This is a genomic window from Sulfitobacter sp. TMED3, assembly GCF_002167505.1.
Lineage (GTDB): Bacteria > Pseudomonadota > Alphaproteobacteria > Rhodobacterales > Rhodobacteraceae > Sulfitobacter > Sulfitobacter pontiacus.
Genome location: NZ_NHBI01000041.1, coordinates 1 through 19,978, shown reverse-complemented (window position 1 = coordinate 19,978; position 19,978 = coordinate 1). Strand labels below are relative to the sequence as shown.

Sequence of the window (19,978 nt, the reverse complement as noted above, 5' to 3'; positions counted from 1 at the left end):
GTTCAGGGGCGCGGCTTGGGGCGCGTCGCATCCAGTGGTTTGCAATAGGCTTGCTGCTTCAGCCAGCGCGACATGTCCCGACGTTTCGCAGGGCTGCGCAACGGGCCCCAGTCCGCCGCGACACCACGCCCGCCGCGGCCATAGATCACCCCGTCACGGGGCACGGTGACCGCCATGATCCGCACCGCACAGCTCAGGTTCGCGGCCCCGTTCTGCAACCCCGCGCCCGTGCCGACGTTGCAGCCATAGCCGCGCGCGGTGGCAGGCAGGATCTGCAGCAGCCCGTACCACAGACCGCCCCCCCCGACCGCGCGCGCCTTATAAGTACTCTCATGTTTCGCCAGCGCCGACATGAACCCGACCCAGAACGCCCTGCGGTCCGCGTCCGATGCCGTGGGATAGGCCGGGCACCAGTCGTTGATGTCGGCGGGCACCATATCAACCAGAGGCTTGCCGTGGGACTTGAGCGCGGACAGCGCCGTGCGCGTCCAGACCGCATGCCCGCGCCGGTGCTGCCACCTTGTGCGCGGGATCACGCCGTTGCGCGCAGGCGGCGAGACCTCGTAAAGATTGATCGGCGCGGCGGTCGCAAGGTCGGGGCCCGCTGTGCCACCCTCTCCGGGCACTGCGGGCGCGGGTTCGATCGGCGCGGCGGCGGTCGGCGGCGTGGTGTCAGGATCAGGGACCGCGCTGCGGGCCACAGGGCGCAGGACATTCACCGTCTCGGCGACCAGCGGCAGCGCCACGCCACCGGACAGTAGCGCGACCACCACCGGCGCGAGAATCACCCGCCCCAGACCACCGCGCCGCATGTCGCTGCGGCGTGCTCTTATCTTTGCTGACATTCCTACTCCCCCAGTCGTATTCGCGCACAACATAGCGTGTTCCGCGCCATCGTCGCCGGTCTTTGAACAATCAGGCATTATTCAGCCTTAAAGCCGCGTTCAGACGCTTGGCAAATCCCAGACTAACCATCGCGATGCCATCTTGGTGCCTAATTATCCCGCCATTTTCAGTGGCAGAAGACGGGTTCATATAGGACTGGACAAACGATGCGGCACCTCAAGAATTTATTCAAACGCAAAAGCGTTCCGACGCTGCTGTTGGATTCTGACGATCTTGGCCAAACGCCGCGCAAGCAAGAGCCCCGCCCGCACCCTCAGAAAACCGCGCAAACCGCCGTGCCGCGCCCGGATGCTGTGCCACCTTCGCCCCATGAAATGCTCAGCATCGACTGCCCTGATCCCACGGCCGAGGACCGTCTTTGCGATGAAAACCACCAGCTGGGCCAAGGCTTGGTGCGGCAGGAGAACTGGGCGGCGCTGTCAAAGGTGATCCGCGCGGCAGACGCTGATAGCAGGCTCACCCCCGGGTCCATGCCTGTGGCCGAGCTGATCGCCTATGGTGCCCGTGCCGATGTGGTCATGGCGACAGAGCACGCGATCGAGGACGTGGACAGCGGCTTTGCCAAAGCCTTGCTGAGCGGGATCGAGGATTTCGAACATGTGCTGGACGAGCACCAAGACGATTACGTCGTCGCCTGCGTCGTGGCACAGGCGCATATCGACATCGGCTGGGCGTGGCGCGGCAAAGGCGAAAGCAACGTGCNGNCGCAACGCAACCGCGACGCCTGCATCGCCCANTTNGAGCGCGCCGGAGAGATCATCGCCCCCTTCATTNCCCAGCATCCCACCAGCGCGCTTGTCGCGGCCACCTGCTGCGCCCATGCGAGCGGGCCGTTCAACCACCAAGGCGGGCTGCGCGAAAGCTACGAAAAGCTGANTATGCTCAACCCGCTGAACCCGCGCCCCATGCGCGCCTTGGGCAACCACNTGCTGCCGCGCCATCACGGCGGCTATTCAGAGCTTGAGCTTGAAGCCCGACGCACCGCCGCGCGGGTGCAGAATGTCTGGGGGGCCGGTGGCTATACCTGGGTGATGTTTGACGCGATCTGCTCTGATGATACGGCCTGNGCCAATCTGGACGTTGACTATTTCATCGACGGNTTGCGCGACATCCTTGCCCATCACTCCACCGCCTATTTCGCGAACCTGCTGGCGGCCTATTGCGCCAATATGACCAGCTTTGGCGGCGGCGGAAACGAACGCGCCGACAGCATTCGCGCCCGNATCGGTGCCTGCACCGAATGGATCATCCGTGCNCATCTGACAGAATTGCACCCGATGATCTGGGCCCATGCCGCCCANGGCTTTGACAACAACCTGCGCATCCGGTCGCCGCATAANTTCGCNGCGTCCGGCCGCGAGGATGCAATGCAGGTGATGACCAGCCTGTTCCGGTCCGAGCTCGCCTCGGGGCAGCGGATCGTGTTCACCAGCAAGGGGCCACAGGCCACGCCTGCCTAAGATCGCCTTTGGACAGCACCTCTTGGCCGGTCCGTGCGCGCATTGGCGCGGCCTGCCTCTTGCAGCACCCCGCCCCCTGTCTTATGACCAAGGCGTTCTGTTTCTGACGCCAAAGGTGCCCCCATGCTTGACCTGACCTATGACACCCCCAAAGTGCGCACCATTGCGGGTGCCAAACATGACTGGGAACTGGTCATCGGGATGGAGGTNCACGCGCAGGTTCTGTCGAACGCNAAGCTCTTTTCCGCCGCCTCGACCAAATTCGGGGCCGAGCCGAACAATAACGTCGCTTTCGTTGACGCGGCCATGCCCGGCATGCTGCCCACCATCAACGAATACTGNGTCGAACAGGCCGTGCGCACGGGTCTNGGCCTGAAGGCCGAGATCAACCTGCACAGCGCCTTTGACCGCAAGAACTATTTCTACCCCGACCTGCCACAGGGCTANCAGATCTCGCAGCTTTACCACCCCATTGTGGGCGAAGGTGAAGTGCTGGTGGAACTGGGCGACGGCACGGCGCGGCTGGTGCGNGTTGAACGCATCCACCTTGAACAGGACGCGGGCAAATCGATCCACGACATGGACCCGAACATGTCCTTCGTCGACCTGAACCGCACCGGTGTTGCNCTGATGGAGATCGTGAGCCGCCCCGACATTCGCGGCCCCGAAGAGGCAGCCGCCTATCTGACGAAACTGCGCCAGATCCTGCGCTATCTGGGGACNTGCAACGGNGACATGCAATCCGGTGCCATGCGCGCGGATGTGAACGTGTCGATCTGNCTGCCCGGNCANTANGAAAAATATCAGGAAACGCAGGATTTCAGCCATCTGGGCACGCGCTGCGAGATCAAGAACATGAACTCCATGCGGTTCATCCAGCAAGCGATCGAGGTCGAGGCGAAACGCCAGATTGCCATCGTCGAGGCCGGTGGCGAAGTGGTGCAGGAAACCCGCCTGTTCGATCCGGACAAGCAGGAAACCCGCTCCATGCGCTCNAAGGAAGAGGCGCATGACTATCGCTATTTCCCCGACCCCGATCTGTTGCCTTTGGTGATCGAACAGGCTTGGGTGGACGACATCGGTGCCAACCTGCCCGAATTGCCTGACGCCAAGAAAGCGCGTTTCATCAACGACTTCGGCCTCAGCGACTATGACGCCTCGGTGCTGACCTCGGATCTGGACAGCGCAGGCTATTTCGAGGCGACCGCACAGGGTCGCGACGGCAAGATGGCAGCGAACTGGGTGATTAACGAACTGTTTGGCCGTCTCAAGAAAGACGAAAAAGCCATCACCGACAGCCCCGTCAGCCCTGCTCAGCTTGGTGGTGTGATTGATCTGATCGCCTCNGANGCGATTTCGGGCAAGATNGCCAAGGATCTGTTTGAAATCGTCTATACCGAAGGCGGTGATCCTGCGGTGATCGTTGAAGANCGCGGGATGAAGCAGGTCACAGACACCAGCGCGATCGAGGCCGCCGTGGACGAGATCATCGCCGCGAACCCCGATCAGGTCGCCAAAGCGCGCGAGAANCCAAAGCTCGCCGGTTGGTTCGTCGGTCAGACGATGAAGGCCACGGGCGGCAAGGCGAACCCCAAAGCGGTCAACCAGATCGTCGCGCAAAAACTGAACGGCTAAGACATCGGGCCGGGGTTTACCAAAACCCCGGCCCTTTTCTTGCCATGCTCCCCCTCCGACATCCTGTGAAAGGTCATTTATGGACACGCCCTTCCGGTCATCGCCGCGCATCGTTCAGCCCGAATGGATCGACTTTAACGGTCACCTGAACATGGCCTATTATTCGGTGCTGATGGATAACGCCGTCGATGATGCCTACCACCAGATCGGGTTCGGACCAGAGTATCAGAAGACCGGCCACACCACCTATGTTGCCGAATTCCACATCTGCTATCTGCGCGAGCTGCACGAAGGGGCGTCGACCTATTGCACCTTCCAGCTGCTCGACTTTGATGAAAAACGTTTCCATTCCTTCACGCAGCTTTGGCACGCGGACGGATGGCTTGCCGCCACGGGCGAGGCGCTGACGCTGCACATTGACCAGTCCGGCCCCCGCGTGGCCCCCATGCCCGCCGACNTCATGGCGCGGCTTGAGGCGATGAAAACAGCCCATGCCAGCTTGCCNTATCCNGAACAGGCGGGCCGCAAGATTGGTCTGAAACGCTGAGTGTATCCCGTTGCCCACCCCCGTATTGATTTGAAAGCCAGCCGCCATGCCACGCTATGAATACAAAGTTGTGCCCGCCCCGACCAAAGGGTTGAAAGCCAAGAACGTCAAAGGGGCAGAAGCGCGCTTTTCCCATGCGCTGCAAGAGCTTATGAACGGTCTTTCAGGGTATGGATGGGAATATCAACGCGCCGAGACCCTGCCGTCGATCGAACGCGCGGGTCTGACCGGCAGCACGACAGAGTGGCGCAATGTGCTGGTGTTTCGCCGCCTCCGCGAGGCCGAGCCCGAGGACGAAGCCGTCACTACAGAGCTGCTTCCCCCGCCGCAGCCCGACACGCACGACACGCCCGAGCCCGAAGCTGAAACCGCCCAAGCAGAGGACGCAGGCGACGCGCCCTATTTCGAGGATGAGCATGGCGAAACGAAAGACGACGGCAAGACCGCCGTGGTGGCCCCATCCCTGCTGAACGCGCTGGCGTCGCGCCGCAAATCAACCACCGTGAAAACGCCCGCCACAGCCGCAGAACCCGCCCCGAAGACCGAGGCAGACACCACGGCCCCGAAAACGGAAACGGCAAAGACGGATAAGACGGCAGACTAGCCGCAAACCGTGACGCAGCGCTTAAACGTCGAGATCCAGCGCAAGCGCGTGAATACGGCCAATCAGATCGGGCCCAAGCGCGCCATGCACGGCACGATGCCGCGCGACACGGTTCAGCCCCTTGAAATGGGCCGACCGGATTTTCACATTAAAATGACTTTCGCCGCCCTCGCGATAGCCCCCGTGGCCGCGATGGCTTTCACTATCGTCAACGACGCTTAATTCCGACGGGGCGAACGCCTCTTCCAGCCGGTCGGCAATTTCTTGTGTCACTGACATTTTTTAGCTCAGCCCCCCTTCAATCTCACAGCCCAAGGTCTAAACTGACCGGCCTGAGTCGGAAAGGTCCATATCATGCCCAAAAGTGATCCCTTTGGATTCGACATGTCCGTGTCGTCTTCGAAAAAGAAAAATCCCCGTGGCCGTCGCGGGATGTCCGGTGCGTCCGAGACATCGCAACGCGTCTGTTCGCACGAAGGCTGCGAAGAACCGGGCAAGTACCGCGCGCCCAAAGCACCGGACGTGCTGGATGATTATTTCTGGTTTTGCCAGAAACACGTGCGCGAATATAACCTCAAGTGGAACTTCTTTGACGGCACCACAGAAGCCGAATTGAACGCCCAGCAGTCCAAGGACAAAGTCTGGGAGCGCACGACCAAGCCTCTAGGCGACCCTGAAGCACGGGCCTGGGCGCGTTTGGGCATCGAGGACCCGCATCAGGTTCTGGGCAAGAACGCGACGCAGAACCCCGGCAAAGGGCCTGCCGCCGGTCGCCGCCTACCCCCCACAGAACGCCGCGCGCTCGAAATTCTGGAAGCCAAGGACACCTGGACCAAACCCGAAGTGCGCAAGGCCTATAAGGCGCTCATCAAGGTGCTCCACCCCGATATGAACGGCGGGGACCGCAGCCAAGAAGAGCAGTTGCAGCTCGTCGTATGGGCTTGGGACCAGCTGAAGGGCAGCCGCAACTTCAAGGACTGACGCCGCGGCATTCCGGCGGGCCGAGGGCATCGGCAACCGCCTGTGATGGGGCAGAAAAGCCATAGGGATGGGGCGGCGCAGAGAAATGCGCCGCCCTTTTTGCATGTGTCCCGGGGATTCGCGGTTTTGCCGCAGGTGCGAATTGCCCCTTTCCCTCGCGCTCAGGAAAGATATGTTGCCGTGGACGCCACCCTTGATCCGCAAGCGGTGCGCAAGACAGAAGCATGAAGGACGTACAGAATATGGCCGAGACCTCATTGGACCTCACAACCAAACCCACCAAAGAGATCTCCGTTCGCGAAGTCTTTGGCATCGACACCGACATGGTGGTGCATGGCTTTGAAGAACGTACAAGCCGCGTTCCCGATCTGGACAGCACCTATAAATTCGATCCCGACACCACGATGGCGATCCTTGCGGGGTTCAACCATAACCGCCGCGTGATGGTTCAGGGCTACCACGGGACGGGCAAGTCCACTCACATCGAACAGGTGGCAAGCCTGCTGAACTGGCCCTGTGTCCGCGTCAATCTTGATAGCCACATCAGCCGGATCGACCTGATCGGGAAAGACGCGATCAAGCTGAAAGACGGCAAGCAGGTCACGGATTTTCAGGAAGGCATCCTGCCCTGGGCCCTGCGCAACCCCACAGCGATCGTGTTTGATGAATATGACGCGGGCCGCGCCGATGTGATGTTCGTGATCCAGCGTGTGCTGGAAGTCGACGGCAAGCTGACGCTGCTGGACCAGAACCAGGTAATCGAACCCCACCCCTATTTCCGCATCTTCGCGACCGCGAACACGGTGGGTCTGGGCGACACCACGGGTCTTTACCACGGCACGCAGCAGATCAACCAAGGCCAGATGGACCGTTGGTCGCTGGTGGCGACGTTGAACTATCTGAGCATCGACGCCGAAACCCAGATCGTTCTGTCGAAGAACCCGCATTACAACACCGAAAAAGGCCGCAAGACGATCAAACAGATGGTTACCGTCGCCGACCTGACGCGCACCGCCTTCATGAATGGTGAACTCTCGACCGTCATGTCGCCGCGGACCGTGATTGCCTGGGCCCAGAACGCCGAGATTTTCCGCGACGTGGGCTATGCCTTCCGCCTGTCGTTCCTCAACAAATGTGATGAACTTGAACGCCAGACCGTGGCCGAATTCTATCAGCGTCTGTTCGACGAAGAGCTACCGGAATCCGCCGCCAGCCTGAGCCTTGGCTAAGCTACGATCCACCCCGTGCACGCGTTGGCAGGGATGAAGAACAAGACGTCCACCGGCAGCTTGATCGGTGGACGACAGTCTGACCGCAGCGCCCCGTTTCGTGTGGCCGCGGTGACCAAAGCCGCAGGTCGGCCGCACTCGGATGGGAGAATGACATGAGCAAACAATCAGATAACCCCGCCGACGCGTTCAAAAAGGCTTTGGCCGAAGCGACCAAGGTCATGTCGAACGATCCTGATCTCACGGTCAGCTATTCCGTTGATCCGTCGGGGCTGAGCGGGGATTCCATGCGCCTGCCTCAGGTCAGCCGTCGCATGACCCGCGAGGAAGTCCTGCTGGCCCGCGGCACCGCCGACGCGCTGGCGCTGAACCGGCGCTATCACAACGGCCAGACCCACTCGAAATACATGCCCGCTGGTGACATGGCCCGCGATCTTTATGAAGCGATGGAAACCGCCCGCTGCGAAGCCGTAGGTGCCCGCGACATGCCCGGCACCGCGGGCAATATCGACGCCAAGATCAAATACGACTCCCTGCGCAAGGGCTATGATCAGGCCAAGCAACCCTCGGACGTGCCTTTGGCGACGGCGGCAGGCTATCTGGTGCGCCATCTGGCGACGGGGCGTGACATGCCCGCCGGNGCCGCCAACGCGATGGAGCTGTGGCGCGGCTATATCGAGGATCAGGCCGGTGGCACGCTCGAGACGTTGAACGACACGCTGGATGATCAGGCCGCCTTTGCNCGCTTTGCGCGCAAGATGATCGTTGANCTTGGCTATGGCGATCAGCTGGGCGATGACCCCGACCAAGGCGACGACGACCAAGACAGCGCCGAGGAAGAAGGCACCGAAGAAGAGCAAGAGCCCGATAGCACNGGTCAGGACGANCAGGACGACGACGAGGCAGAAGCCTCGCCCGAGCAGTCGCAAGAGCAGCAGCAGGATGAATCNCAGGCNCAGGTGTCGATGGATGACACCGCCGATCAGGAGCTTGGCGAAGAGGCCGAGATGCCCGATGGCGACGCCCCGATGGAGCCGCCCGCNCCGCCNCAAGCCTCGGACGCGGACCCGAATTATCTGGTGTACCANACAGATCATGACGAGGTGATCGGGGCCGAAGACCTTGCCGAACCGGCNGANCTTGAACGCCTGCGCGCCTATCTGGATCAGCAGCTTGAACCGCTGAAAGGCGCGGTCAGCCGTCTGGCGAACAAGCTGCAACGTCGCTTGCAGGCGCAGCAGAACCGGTCGTGGGAATTCGACCTTGAGGAAGGTACACTGGATGCCGGTCGTCTGGCCCGTGTCGTGGCCAATCCCACAACCCCGCTGTCGTTCAAGGTCGAACAGGACACCGAATTCCGCGACACCTGTGTGACCTTGCTGCTGGATAACTCCGGCTCGATGCGCGGGCGGCCGATTTCCATCGCCGCGATCTGCGCCGATGTTCTGGCCCGCACGCTGGANCGTTGCAACGTCAAGGTCGAGATCCTGGGCTTTACCACCCGCGCCTGGAAAGGCGGCCAAGCCCGCGAGGCCTGGTTGAACGACGGCCGTCCGGTCCAGCCGGGCCGTCTGAATGACCTGCGCCACATCATCTATAAATCCGCCGACGCCCCCTGGCGGCGNACGCGGCCCAATCTGGGGNTGATGATGAAGGAAGGCTTGCTGAAAGAGAACATCGACGGGGAGGCGCTGGAATGGGCGCACCGCCGGATGATCGCCCGCCACGAGGCGCGCAAGATCCTGATGGTGATCAGCGACGGNGCGCCTGTGGANGACAGCACCCTNTCGGTGAACCCNGCGAATTATCTGGANAAACACCTGCGCGACGTGATCGCCATGGTCGAGAAACGCAAGGCGGTGGAACTGCTGGCCATCGGCATCGGCCACGACGTCACNCGCTATTATGACCGCGCCGTCACGATCACCGATGTCGACCAGCTGGCCGGTGCGATGACCGAACAGCTGGCGGCGCTGTTTGATACCGATCCCCGCGCGCGGGCCCGTGTCATGGGCATGCGCCGCGCAAGCTGAGGGTCAGGGACGCTCCGCGGGGAGTTTTAAGAGCAAAATGAAGAATGGGGTGGGGATATGTTTCAATCGTTCGAGGTAACCTCGCGGCCGGAACAAGGGCCGCCACGGCTGGCGGCGCTGCGNAAAGAGCTGCAGGCAGAGGCGCTTGACGGGTTTCTGGTGCCCCGCGCCGACGCGCATCAGGGNGAATATGTTGCCCCCCGTGACGACCGCTTGAAATGGCTCACGGGGTTCACCGGATCGGCCGGNTTCTGTGCCGCTTTGCGCGATGTGGCGGGCGTGTTTATCGACGGGCGCTACCGCACGCAGGTCAAGGCGCAGGTGGCAGATGTCTATACGCCTGTGGCCTGGCCCGAAGTCTCGCTGGCCGAATGGCTGCGCGCACAGCTGCCTCAGGGTGGCGTTATCGGCTTTGATCCCTGGCTGCATGCCGCCGGGCAGATCGCGCAGCTTGAGGACGCCTTGGACGGCAGCGGCATCACGCTGCGCCGCACCGATAATCTGGTCGACCGCATCTGGGAGGACCAGCCCGCCCCGCCCATGAACCCCGCCAAGGTCCACCCGATNGNCTATGCGGGCGAGGCCCATGGCGATAANATCGCNCGGCTGGCCGAAGGGCTGCGCGACAAGGGCCGNGGGGCGGCGGTGATCACCCTGCCCGACAGCCTGTGTTGGCTGCTGAACATCCGCGGGTCCGATATTGCGCGCAATCCGGTCGTGCATGGCTTTGCCGTGCTGCACAGCGCGGGTCNCGTGGACGCGTTCGTCGCCCCATCCAAGCTGGAGGGGCTAGAGGCGCATTTGGGCGCGCATGTGACCCTTCATGCGCCTGAGGCGTTTTTGGGAGCTCTTGGCGACCTGTCGGGCCCCGTGCTGGTCGAGAAGGCCACCGTGCCTGTGGCTGTTTGGGACGCTTTGGGCGACAGGATCGTCTGGGGCGACGACCCCTGCGCCCTGCCCAAAGCCTGCAAGAACGCGGCGGAGATCGAAGGCTCTGTCGCGGCACATTTGCGCGACGGGGCGGCCTTGGTCGAGGTGCTGGCCTGGCTGGACGCGCAGCCTGCGGGCAGCGTGACGGAGACGCAAGTGGTGACCCAGCTGGAGACCGCGCGCCGCCGTGATCCGGCCTTGCAAGAGATCAGCTTTGAGACCATTGCCGGGACCGGCCCCAATGGTGCGATCATGCATTACCGCGTGACCGAGGACACCGATCGCCTTTTGCAAGACGGGCATCTGCTGGTGCTGGATTCGGGCGGGCAATATCTGGATGGCACCACCGACATCACCCGCACCATCGCCATCGGCACGCCGCCGGTCGAGGCGAAAGAGGCGTTTACCCGTGTGCTGAACGGTTTGATCGCCATGAGCCGTCTACGCTGGCCCCAAGGGCTGGCCGGGCGCGATATCGAGGCTGTGGGGCGTTTGCCGCTCTGGATGGCGGGGCAGGACTTCGATCACGGGCTGGGCCATGGCGTCGGGGCCTATCTGAGCGTGCACGAAGGGCCGCAACGTCTGAGCAAGCTGAGCACGGTGCCCCTGTCCGAAGGCATGATCCTGAGCATCGAGCCCGGCTATTACCGCGAGGGGGCCTTTGGCATCCGGCTGGAAAACCTTGCCGTGGTGCAATCTGCGCCTGATCTTCCGGGCGGGGACGCGCATCGCGCCATGCTGTCGTGGGAGACGCTGAGCTTTGCGCCCATCGACACGCGGCTGATCGTGCCGCAGATGCTGACCCAAGACGCGCGAGACTGGCTGAACGCCTATCATCGCGACGTTGCGGAAAAGATCGGGCCGCGGCTATCACCGGTTGCGAAACTGTGGTTGGATGTGGCAACAGCGCCGGTTTGAGCGCGATATATTTCAGTTCATTCAGGGAGGACGGTCAGCAATGGCAGACCATATCAAGATATTGAAGTCGAACGGAACATGGACAGTGCGCGCAGGGGGCGCGGTACTGGCCGAAACACGTAATGCGCTTGAGCTGCGCGAAGGCGACCACGACGCGGTGATCTATATCCCCCGTTCGGATATCGCCATGGCGTTTCTGGACAAGACCGACAAGACCACCCACTGCCCGCACAAGGGCGATGCGCATTACTTCTCGGTCGTGACCAAAAGCCGGACGTTGGAAAACGTGGCATGGTCCTACGAGGACCCCAGCGAGGATGTCGCCGAGATCAAGGGCCATCTGGCATTCTACCAATTGCCCGAGGTTGCGGTCGAACAAATCTAGGGCCCCCGAAAGGGCCCTGGAAAATCAAGATCGAAGCAAGGGGGGCTGCGGCCCCTCTTATGCGTTCAGCAGCCAGCTTGTGTCCGCGCTGAGATCGGCGGCGCTGGTGTTTTGCACGATCACCACGACATTGCCGTTGACCACAAGTTCACTGTCGGTGCCATTGGCCGCGGCGCGGATTTCGAACATCCCGTCACCGGGGGCAAATTGCGCAGGCGAGCCTTGGGTTTCCTGCAGGTACAGCCCGTCTTCGGCGAGATTAAAGTCGGTCACGATGACCGGGGCCTTGCCCACTTGATCATAGCCGATGGCATTGATCACGTCGGCCCCTTCGCCCCCTGTCACGGTATCGCCGTCGTTGGCGCTNATGGTGTCNNTGCCANCGCCCCCCAGCACGACNTCTGCCATCGTATCGGTATCGCCNGANACATTGCCGTTGAGGTTGAAGTCGAACGCGCGGATCACATCGTCACCGGCACCGCCGTCAATGCTGTCGGTCCCCAGCCCCGAGATCAGGAAGTCATTCCCCGCCCCGCCGTTCAACGTGTCGTCGCCCATGCCGCCGAATAGCGCGTCATTGCCAGCGTCGCCATCAATCAGATCGTCGCCGTTGTTGCCCGCCAGCTTGTCCGGCCCCTCGCCGCCCAACAGTGTGTCATTGCCGGGGCCTGCGTTGATTGTATCGGCACCTGCGTCGCCAGACAGCGCATCATTGCCACTGCCGCCGTTGATCAGATCGCTTTGGGTGCCGCCGCTGATCACATCGTCGCCGCCATTGCCATTCAGCGTGTCGTTCAACCCGCCGCCCATCAACGTGTCGTTCCCGGTGTTGCCGTTCAGCAGGTCGTTGCCGCCCTGCCCGTCAAGCATATCATCGCCCGCCAACCCGCTCAGCGTATCGCTGCCAACCCCGCCCATCAGCGTGTCATTGCCCTGCCCGCCACTAAGCCCGTCGTTGCCTTCGTTGCCCATCAGGATGTCGTCGCCGTCGTTCCCTTCGATGTAGTCAAAGCCTTCGCCACCGCTTAGCGTGTCATTGCCGCGCCCTCCCAGCACGGTATCCGCGCCAAAGTTGCCCATGGCGTCGTCATCGCCCGACCCGCCGTTGACCAGATCGTTGTTGGTGCCACCGCGCAGCACGTCATCGCCGGAACCGCCAAAGAGCGTGTCCATCAGCCCGCCGCCCAGAAGCGTATCGTTGTCGGCCCCGCCATCCAGATTGTCGGACCCGAGCCCGCCCACGAGGGAATCCGCGCCGCCAAAGCCGCCAAGGCTATCGTCGCCGCTACCGCCGATCAGGGTGTCGTTATCAGACCCGCCATCAAGCGTATCGCTGCCGTTGTTCCCNTTGAGCAGATCATCACCCAGACCACCGCGCAGCATATCGCTGCCCTGCCCGCCGGACAGGTCATCGGTGCCCCCGAAGCCTGAAAGACTGTCCGCGCCGTTCCCGCCCAGCAATGTGTCGGCACCCGGCCCNCCGTTGACGGTATCGCGNCCCTCTTCGCCATTGCCAAGATTGTCGCCACCGCCAAGGTTCAGCAGGTCATTGCCCGCGCCGCCCTGCACCGTGTCATCGCCGCCAAAACCGTTTACCGTGTCGTCACCGCCAAACGCGTCGATGTCATCATCCGCGCCCGTGCCCGTGACCAGATCAGGGCCGTTGGTGCCCTGCTGCGTGGCGATCTGCGGGTCTGCNACCTCGGGCTCTGCCACGTCTTGCATGTCGTCATTGGTATCNTCGTCATCGCTGTCGCTGCCAATCAATCCCGCAAATCCCAAAAGCGCGAGCGCTGGTAATAAAGTCAATCCAAGCATGTTCAAATCCCCCTAAGCTATACCCAGAGTGTAGCTTACGNTGAGGAACGCAAGAAAGACAAATTACCGCCGCATTTCAGACGCATTTCAATATTTTAGGACAGTTCAGCCCNNCTGCNCCNACTGTCGCGAATACAGCGACAATCANGANTGTTCCTCGGCCGCTGTCTCGGCCAGGGCGCGGTTATAGGCCTTAAGCGCATCCACATGGAACAGCGCNCCNANNAGTTCGGGCGGCGATTCGGGCTTNAGCGTGACCACGGGAATAAACGCCGCGCCGGTCTGCTCGAAAATCGGCATCGCGGCTTCTAGCGTGGCGGTGCCGTCGATATAGGTCCCCTCGCCGATCAGATCCCAGCAGGTTTCTTCGTTCGCAGCGCGCAGGTCGTCGGGGCGGCGCATGATGCGGCCCACCATGAACATGCCCAGCAGATAGGCCTGAGGACCGGCGGCAAGGTGGATACCGCGGCGTTCCATCTGCGTCAGGAAAAAGCTGCGGTGCACCAGACGCGAGGCAAGCGCGGTCGACATGCTCACAGCGACCATCACCGCCAGACCTGTCTGCCAGTCTCCGGTCAGTTCGAATACAATCAAGGTGGTAGAGATCGGNGCCCCNAGAACGGCAGCNGCCACCGCGCCCATGCCCGCNAGCGCATAAAGCGACGTGGCNCCCGACATCGTGGGAAAGACGCCCGTGGCGATCAACCCGAAGGCCAGCCCCGTCAGCGCCCCCAACATCAGCGAGGGCGAAAACNCCCCGCCGCCCATCCGCCCGCCAAGGGTGATCGACACCGCGATGATCTTGAGCACGGCAAAGACAACGGCTTCGTGCAGGATCATATCACCGCTTANCGCGCGGGTCGTCGTCTCGTATCCGACGCCGATGATATGCGGGAACCACAGCGCAATCACGCCAAGGATTNCCCCTGCCACGGCAGGGCGCAGGTAGCGCGGCAGCTTGCTGCGNGCCTGTATNAAGTTGCCGAAATCCTCGGCCCAGAAGATNCCGCGCATCAGAAAGACCGCCACCACNCCGCAGGTCANCCCCAGCAGCAGGAAGGCGGGCAGCTCGGCATAGAAGGACATATCGCCCACGGTGGGTAGCTCAAATTCGGTCAGACCGCCGAATTCCAACCGGTTGATCACAGTGCCCGCGGCCGACGCGATCACGATNGGNGCAAAGGCGTGCACGGCAAAGTGGCGCAACACGATCTCGAGCGCGAAAAGCGCGCCTGCGATCGGNGCNTTNAAGCTGGCAGAGACGGCCGCCGCAACGGCGCAGCCCANCAGNTCACGACCGGTAATACCGCTGGCATTGATCCGGCGGCTCACCAGGGTCGAGATCACCCCCGCGAGGTGGACCACCGGCCCTTCTCGCCCTGACGATCCGCCGGTGCTNAGNGTGATCAGCGANGCCAGNGCCGACGCAATACCGGCCCGTGTTTCCACCCGACCTTCGTGCAANGCCGCGCCAAGGATCACATCGCCGACGCTGCGCACACGGGCGTCTCGGGTGAAATTATGCAAGATCAGCCCCACGGTCAGCCCGCCGATGGTGGGGATCAGAACGACCCAATACCAATCAAGGCTGCCGATAAAACTATGCAGGTGCTGCACATCTTCGGTNCCATAAAGAAACGCCTGTAATGCGTTGATCCCTTTNCGAAAAAACAGCGCGGCAAAGCCTGCNNAGANNCCGATTGCAAGCGCGATGAACCAGAAGGTGACCTTGCCCGGCCCNTTNTCACGCANCACATCCCACCCCAGACGCGCATGGNTGCACAATGTGTCATACTGCTGGTTCAGAAAGGGGCGCGGTTTCAAAGGCATGGCGGCTTTGCTGTCAGGGTTTACCCATGTCTAGGACAGAGCNGCCTGCGTTAAAACCCCTGCAATCAAGACTGTGCCGCTAGCTGGCGAATTCTTCGCCCAAAAGCTCGCGCGCGGCAGCGCGTGCGGCCTCGGTAATCGTATCCCCAGCCAGCATCCGCGCGACCTCGTCCACGCGTTCCGGCGCTGACAGTGGCGTGACGGTCGATAGGGTCATGCCCTTGGACACGGCCTTGGACACACGCCAGTGATGCGCGCCCAAAGCGGCAACCTGGGGNGAGTGGGTGACAACAAGCACCTGCCCGCCCTGCGACAGCGCCGCCAGACGACGCCCCACCGCATCGGCNGTCGCACCGCCGACACCCCGGTCNATTTCGTCAAAGATCATCGTCAGGCCGGTTTGCCCCTTGGCCAGACAGACCTTNAGCGCGAGCAGAAAGCGGCTGAGCTCCCCGCCCGATGCGATCTTGCCNAGTGGGCCCGCAGGCGCGCCGGGGTTGGTGGCCACGGTAAAGGACACCGCATCGCGGCCTTCCGGTCCGGGCGTTTCCTCGGTGATCTGCGTGGCAAANACCGCGCGCTCCATCTTGAGCGGGGCAAGCTCTGCCGCGACGGCCTTGTCCAGCTTGCCCGCTTTCTTGCGGCGCGCATCGGTCANGGCGTCGGCTGCGGCATCATAGGCGGCTTGGGCGTCGCGCACGGCTTTCTCCANNCCCGCCTGTGCGGCCTCGCCTGCGTCCAGCGCGTCCAGCTTGCCGCGCANCGTCTCGGCAAAGCCCGCCAGATCGTCGGCCAGCACCTCGTGCTTGCGGGCCATGGCGCGGATCGCAAAGAGGCGCTCTTCGGTTTCTTCCAGCTCGATCGGGTTGAACGACATGGTGTCGATGGCGGCGACCACGCCTTCCATCGCCTCGTCCAATTCGACCATCGCACGCGAAAGCGCNGCCATCGGGGCCTCTAGCGCGCCGTCGGCTTTATGGGCCACCCCGTCGAGCCAGCGCAGGGCGTCGCCCAGCTGTGTNTCNGCCCCGCCCTGCCCCATCATCTCGTAGGCGTTGACCACATCGCTGCGGATCTTTTCGGCGCTTTGCATCAGGCGACGGCGCGCGTCGAGCTGTTCTTCCTCGCCTGCTTGCGGGTCCAGCTTGTCCAGCTCTGCCACGGCGTGGCGCAGGTATTCTTCTTCGGCGGCAATCGCCTCGCGNTCGNCGGCGGCCTGTTTGGCAGCCTTGCGCGCCGCAGCCAAGGCAGACCANGCCTGNCGCACCTTGTCGCGCANCGGGGCGGTGCCCGCGAATTCATCCAGAATGGCGCGGTGGCCCTTGGGGTCAAGCAANCCGCGGTCGTCATGCTGGCCGTGCAATTCGACCAGCGTTTCCGACAGCGCGCGCAGCACCTCGCCCGAGCAGCGGCGGTCATTGACCCAAGCCGTTTTGCGCCCGTCAGACCCGTTGATACGGCGCAAGATCAGCTCGCCCCCGCCGGGCAGGCCCGCCTCTTCCAGCACCGCGTGGGCGGCGTGNCCTTCGGGCAGGTCGAACCANGCCGTGACCTCGCCCTGTGACGCGCCCTGACGCACCAGATCGGCGCGCCCGCGCCAGCCCAGCACGAACCCGAGACTATCGAGCAAGATCGATTTACCNGCCCCGGTTTCGCCGGTCAGAACGTTCAAACCCGGCTGAAACGCAAGTTCCAGCCGGTCGATGATCAGCATATCCGAAATATCTAGGCCGCGTAGCATGGGTCACTATCCGTGTGGGCCGTCAAAAGGCGCTTGGGTCAGATCCATTCGCCCTTGATCGTTTGGCGGTAGATCGCGGTCAACCAGTTATCGCCGAAGGACTTCATTTCAAGNCCCTGACCGGTCAGCAGCTTATAGCTTGCCTCGTACCATTCGGTGGACTGGTAGTTGTGCCCCAGAATGGCGCCTGCGGTCTGCGCCTCGTCCGTGAGACCCAGCGACAGATACGCCTCTACCAGACGGTGCAGCGCCTCGGCGGTGTGGGTGGTTGTCTGGAAATCCTCGACCACGACGCGGAAGCGGTTGATCGACGCGGTATAGTGTTTGCGACGCAGATAATAGCGCCCCACTTCCATTTCCTTGCCCGCCAGATGGTCAAACGCCAGATCGAATTTCAGCACGGAAGANCGCGCATATTCGCTGTCNGGATAATCCTCGATCACGCGACGCAGNGCTTGCAGCGCCTGAAANGTCANNCCCTGNTCGCGGCCAACTTCGTCGATCTGGTCATAATAGCTTAGNGCNAGAAGNTAGCTTGCATAGGANGCGTCATCATCATCGGGGAAGAAATCAATATANCGCTGCGCGGCAGAGCGGCTGTTGGGGTAATCCTGATCCTGATGATAGGCGAAAGCCTGCATGATCAGCGCCCGCTTGGCCCATTCGGAATAGGGGTANAGGCGTTCAATCTCGGAGAAATATTCAGCNGCTTCGGCAGGGCGNTTGCGGTTCAGTTCAAATTCGCCACGCTCGTAAATCTGCTCGGCCGAGTATGTTTCAAGCGGAATTTCCTGAGGGTTGAAGAAGCTGTTGGTCGTCCGACCCGTGTCCTGAGCACCACCGCACGCGCCAAGAACGCCCGCCAAAAGCACCGCACCGACCACCCGCTTGCGCGACATCGTACCCGTCATGCGTTTCACCCTCGCTTTAAACTCTGCGTCACGTTTCACGATACGCCTTTGCCCGTGACTAGCACAAGGTTTCGCGCAACAAAACGACCATTCGGCAGTCCCCTGCAAGGGCGGCTGTCGACGGGCCAAATCGTAAACAAAGGATTACCCAAGCCCCACCGGAGTTTCAACCGTCGTTAACGCCCTGCCCTGCGACATCGCGTTACCGCTTTCAGGCAACGGCGGGGATTTCGTCCCACTCAAGGCCAAAGCCGGGCAGACGCGACGCCATNTGCGCGTCACATTCAACCATGCGCACGGCACCGGGGGTCGCGAACAGCGCCCGCAGCAGCGTGTTGGTCAGGCTGTGGCCGGCGCGCACGCCGGTGTAATGGCCGATCAGCGGTGCACCGGCCAGCGCCAGATCACCCAAGGCATCCAGCATCTTGTGGCGTACGGGTTCGTCGGCGTGACGCAGACCACCGGGGCTCAGCACNTGGTCGCCGTCGAAGACGACNGCATTTTCACCAGCGTGACCGCCCAATGCCAGACCGTTCGCCTGCATCGCGTCNACATCCGCCTGACGGCAGAAGGTCCGGCTGTCGCAAAGTTCGCGGGCGAAGCTGCCNTTGTTCATGACCAGCGANTTTTCCTGATGGCCAATGGCGGCNTCGGCNAANTCNATGACAAAGTCGATCTTCAGGGTNTCTGCCGGTGCGATNGTGGCCGANGCNTCTCCATCCGTCACGGTGACCGTTTTCAGCACTTCGAANGCNCGCACAGGGGCCGCCAGCACGCGCACGCCGCGCTGCATGATACCACGCACGAAGGGCGCGGCAGAGCCGTCGAGGATTGGCACTTCGGGGCCGTCGATCTCGACCAGCGCGTTGTGGATGCCACAACCGGCCAGTGCGGCCATCAGGTGTTCAACAGTAGAGATTTGCAGACCCGCCGCATTTTCAAGCTTGGTGCAAAGAGGCGAGCGATTCACCGCGTCCCAGCGGGCGGGAATCAGGCGATCGCCAACATCCACGTCACTGCGCGAGAACCAGATACCGTGATGCGCACCAGCCGGACGGATCGTCACAGTTGCAGGACGGCCTGAATGAAGGCCGGTGCCGCTAAAGCTGATCGCTGTCTTAATGGTTGTCTGCACGGTCAATACTCACTGTCCAAAGATCATCTGTCTAAGTTGAACTCTGTCCTAACGGGGCCGTTCCTAATGCTCAATTCAATCATTGCTACCGTCTGAAACATCACTGTCACAATTGGGCGTTAACGTGCGCATACCCCCAATAAACCATTGTTATATATATATTTCAGGCTCCCGATCATCCCTGAAACGACGGCGAAGCGTGAACATATAACAGCAACATTTCAACGAATGTTATCGACCCGCACACCCCAATTGCTGCACCGCAGCACGCTTAAAGTTGTGGCGCTAACGAAAAAGACCACCCCTAAGGGTGGCCTTTCGGACGTTTACGAGGACGTCTTAGGTAAGCTTAGTTCGCCTGACGACGCAGGAAGGCGGGGATTTCGATCCGCTCTTGATCTTCGTCCTGAACGTCGCGCGGCTGTGGCGCGGCAGAGGTCGCGCGGGTCTGAACCGGCGGCTGCTGACGTGCGGGGCGCTGCTGCTGTGTTTCCGCCTCACCGTGACCGGTCATGCGGTTGATCAACGAGTTGATGCCAAAGCGCTTCTCACCCTGCTCGGCGGCGGGTTGTTGACGCTGCTGCTGCGGCTGCGCTTGTGGCTGACGCTGTTGCTGCTGGCTTGGCGACGCTTTTTGCGCGGCGGCGCGCAGACGGGCCAGTGCTTCGGGCGATGGGGTGCCGGGTGCAGGGGCGCGTGGCGCGACAAACGCCTCTTGCTCTTGCGCGTCGACATTCACCTCTTCGCGGCGCGGCTGGAAGGACGCAACCTCGGGACGGTAGGCGGGGGGTGGCAGATCATCTGCGTCCGACGCTTCGTCTTCATAGGATGTGTCAGAGAAACCGCTGTGGTTGACCGCGGCTTCTTCCTTGAACAGCTGCTGCTGTGGCTCTTCTTCGTACTCGGCCTGTGCGG

Annotated in this window: 15 protein-coding genes and 1 pseudogene; 8 read left to right on the top strand and 8 right to left on the bottom strand. The window is 62.1% G+C overall.

Annotated features, from left to right (window positions below; translation table 11 throughout):
- Positions 1 to 2: 2 nt before the first annotated feature.
- Positions 3 to 845 carry a transglycosylase SLT domain-containing protein gene (locus tag CBB63_RS11420; RefSeq protein ID WP_286699231.1) on the bottom strand — a complete coding sequence of 281 codons (843 nt, stop codon included), beginning with the start codon at positions 843 to 845 and terminating at the stop codon, positions 3 to 5.
- Positions 846 to 2,489: 1,644 nt separating this feature from the next.
- On the opposite strand from CBB63_RS11420, the gene gatB reads away from it, so the two are divergent.
- The 3 genes from gatB (at position 2,490) to CBB63_RS11400 (ending at position 5,152) form a co-directional block, all read left to right on the top strand.
- Positions 2,490 to 4,001 carry an Asp-tRNA(Asn)/Glu-tRNA(Gln) amidotransferase subunit GatB gene (gene gatB, locus CBB63_RS11410; RefSeq protein ID WP_286699229.1) on the top strand — a complete coding sequence of 504 codons (1,512 nt, stop codon included), beginning with the start codon at positions 2,490 to 2,492 and terminating at the stop codon, positions 3,999 to 4,001.
- Between the two features lie 79 nt (positions 4,002 to 4,080).
- Positions 4,081 to 4,548 (top strand): thioesterase family protein, encoded by a 468-nt coding sequence (locus tag CBB63_RS11405; protein WP_286699228.1) that lies wholly within the window; start codon positions 4,081 to 4,083, stop codon positions 4,546 to 4,548.
- A 46-nt stretch (positions 4,549 to 4,594) separates the two neighbouring features.
- On the top strand, positions 4,595 to 5,152 hold the full coding sequence (locus CBB63_RS11400; RefSeq protein ID WP_286699227.1) for a hypothetical protein: 558 nt from the start codon (positions 4,595 to 4,597) through the stop codon (positions 5,150 to 5,152).
- Positions 5,153 to 5,173: 21 nt separating this feature from the next.
- Here the strand turns inward: CBB63_RS11400 and CBB63_RS11395 are convergent, their stop codons facing one another.
- Positions 5,174 to 5,431 carry a BolA family protein gene (locus CBB63_RS11395; protein WP_005854089.1) on the bottom strand — a complete coding sequence of 86 codons (258 nt, stop codon included), beginning with the start codon at positions 5,429 to 5,431 and terminating at the stop codon, positions 5,174 to 5,176.
- Between the two features lie 75 nt (positions 5,432 to 5,506).
- Between CBB63_RS11395 and CBB63_RS11390 the strand changes: the two genes are divergently transcribed.
- The 5 genes from CBB63_RS11390 (at position 5,507) to CBB63_RS11370 (ending at position 11,628) form a co-directional block, all read left to right on the top strand.
- Positions 5,507 to 6,133: a J domain-containing protein gene (locus CBB63_RS11390; RefSeq protein ID WP_005854091.1), complete on the top strand. Its 627-nt coding sequence runs from the start codon at positions 5,507 to 5,509 to the stop codon at positions 6,131 to 6,133.
- A 242-nt stretch (positions 6,134 to 6,375) separates the two neighbouring features.
- On the top strand, positions 6,376 to 7,362 hold the full coding sequence (gene cobS, locus CBB63_RS11385; protein ID WP_005854093.1) for a cobaltochelatase subunit CobS: 987 nt from the start codon (positions 6,376 to 6,378) through the stop codon (positions 7,360 to 7,362).
- Between the two features lie 155 nt (positions 7,363 to 7,517).
- Positions 7,518 to 9,395 carry a cobaltochelatase subunit CobT gene (cobT, locus tag CBB63_RS11380; RefSeq protein ID WP_286699226.1) on the top strand — a complete coding sequence of 626 codons (1,878 nt, stop codon included), beginning with the start codon at positions 7,518 to 7,520 and terminating at the stop codon, positions 9,393 to 9,395.
- A 57-nt stretch (positions 9,396 to 9,452) separates the two neighbouring features.
- Positions 9,453 to 11,243, top strand: a complete 1,791-nt coding sequence (locus tag CBB63_RS11375; protein WP_286699225.1) for an aminopeptidase P family protein — start codon at positions 9,453 to 9,455, stop codon at positions 11,241 to 11,243.
- 40 nt (positions 11,244 to 11,283) lie between these two features.
- Entirely contained in the window at positions 11,284 to 11,628 is a 345-nt protein-coding gene (locus tag CBB63_RS11370; RefSeq protein ID WP_005854099.1) for a DUF427 domain-containing protein, read from the top strand.
- A gap of 57 nt (positions 11,629 to 11,685) precedes the next feature.
- On the opposite strand, the gene CBB63_RS11365 is transcribed toward CBB63_RS11370, so the two are convergent.
- From CBB63_RS11365 to CBB63_RS11340, 6 genes and pseudogenes are all read right to left on the bottom strand, one after another.
- On the bottom strand, positions 11,686 to 13,353 hold the full coding sequence (locus CBB63_RS11365; protein WP_502695908.1) for a calcium-binding protein: 1,668 nt from the start codon (positions 13,351 to 13,353) through the stop codon (positions 11,686 to 11,688).
- Positions 13,354 to 13,590: 237 nt separating this feature from the next.
- Positions 13,591 to 15,276: a chloride channel protein gene (locus CBB63_RS11360; RefSeq protein ID WP_286699223.1), complete on the bottom strand. Its 1,686-nt coding sequence runs from the start codon at positions 15,274 to 15,276 to the stop codon at positions 13,591 to 13,593.
- A gap of 79 nt (positions 15,277 to 15,355) precedes the next feature.
- Entirely contained in the window at positions 15,356 to 17,017 is a 1,662-nt protein-coding gene (gene recN / locus CBB63_RS11355) for a DNA repair protein RecN (protein ID WP_286699222.1), read from the bottom strand.
- Positions 17,018 to 17,055: 38 nt separating this feature from the next.
- Positions 17,056 to 17,928, bottom strand: a complete 873-nt coding sequence (locus tag CBB63_RS11350; RefSeq protein ID WP_286699221.1) for an outer membrane protein assembly factor BamD — start codon at positions 17,926 to 17,928, stop codon at positions 17,056 to 17,058.
- A gap of 211 nt (positions 17,929 to 18,139) precedes the next feature.
- Positions 18,140 to 19,063, bottom strand: a complete 924-nt coding sequence (gene lpxC, locus CBB63_RS11345) for a UDP-3-O-acyl-N-acetylglucosamine deacetylase (protein WP_286699220.1) — start codon at positions 19,061 to 19,063, stop codon at positions 18,140 to 18,142.
- Positions 19,064 to 19,412: 349 nt separating this feature from the next.
- Positions 19,413 to 19,978 (bottom strand): annotated as a pseudogene (locus CBB63_RS11340) (cell division protein FtsZ); the annotation flags it as partial.

Excerpts from the sequence above, each read along its gene's own strand:
- cobS (WP_005854093.1), top strand. The coding sequence starts at position 6,376 with ATGGCCGAGACCTCATTGGACCTCACAACCAAACCCACCAAAGAGATC.
- CBB63_RS11370 (WP_005854099.1), top strand. The coding sequence starts at position 11,284 with ATGGCAGACCATATCAAGATATTGAAGTCGAACGGAACATGGACAGTG.
- CBB63_RS11420 (WP_286699231.1), bottom strand. The coding sequence starts at position 845 with ATGTCAGCAAAGATAAGAGCACGCCGCAGCGACATGCGGCGCGGTGGT.
- CBB63_RS11400 (WP_286699227.1), top strand. The coding sequence starts at position 4,595 with ATGCCACGCTATGAATACAAAGTTGTGCCCGCCCCGACCAAAGGGTTG.
- CBB63_RS11390 (WP_005854091.1), top strand. The coding sequence starts at position 5,507 with ATGCCCAAAAGTGATCCCTTTGGATTCGACATGTCCGTGTCGTCTTCG.
- CBB63_RS11395 (WP_005854089.1), bottom strand. The coding sequence starts at position 5,431 with ATGTCAGTGACACAAGAAATTGCCGACCGGCTGGAAGAGGCGTTCGCC.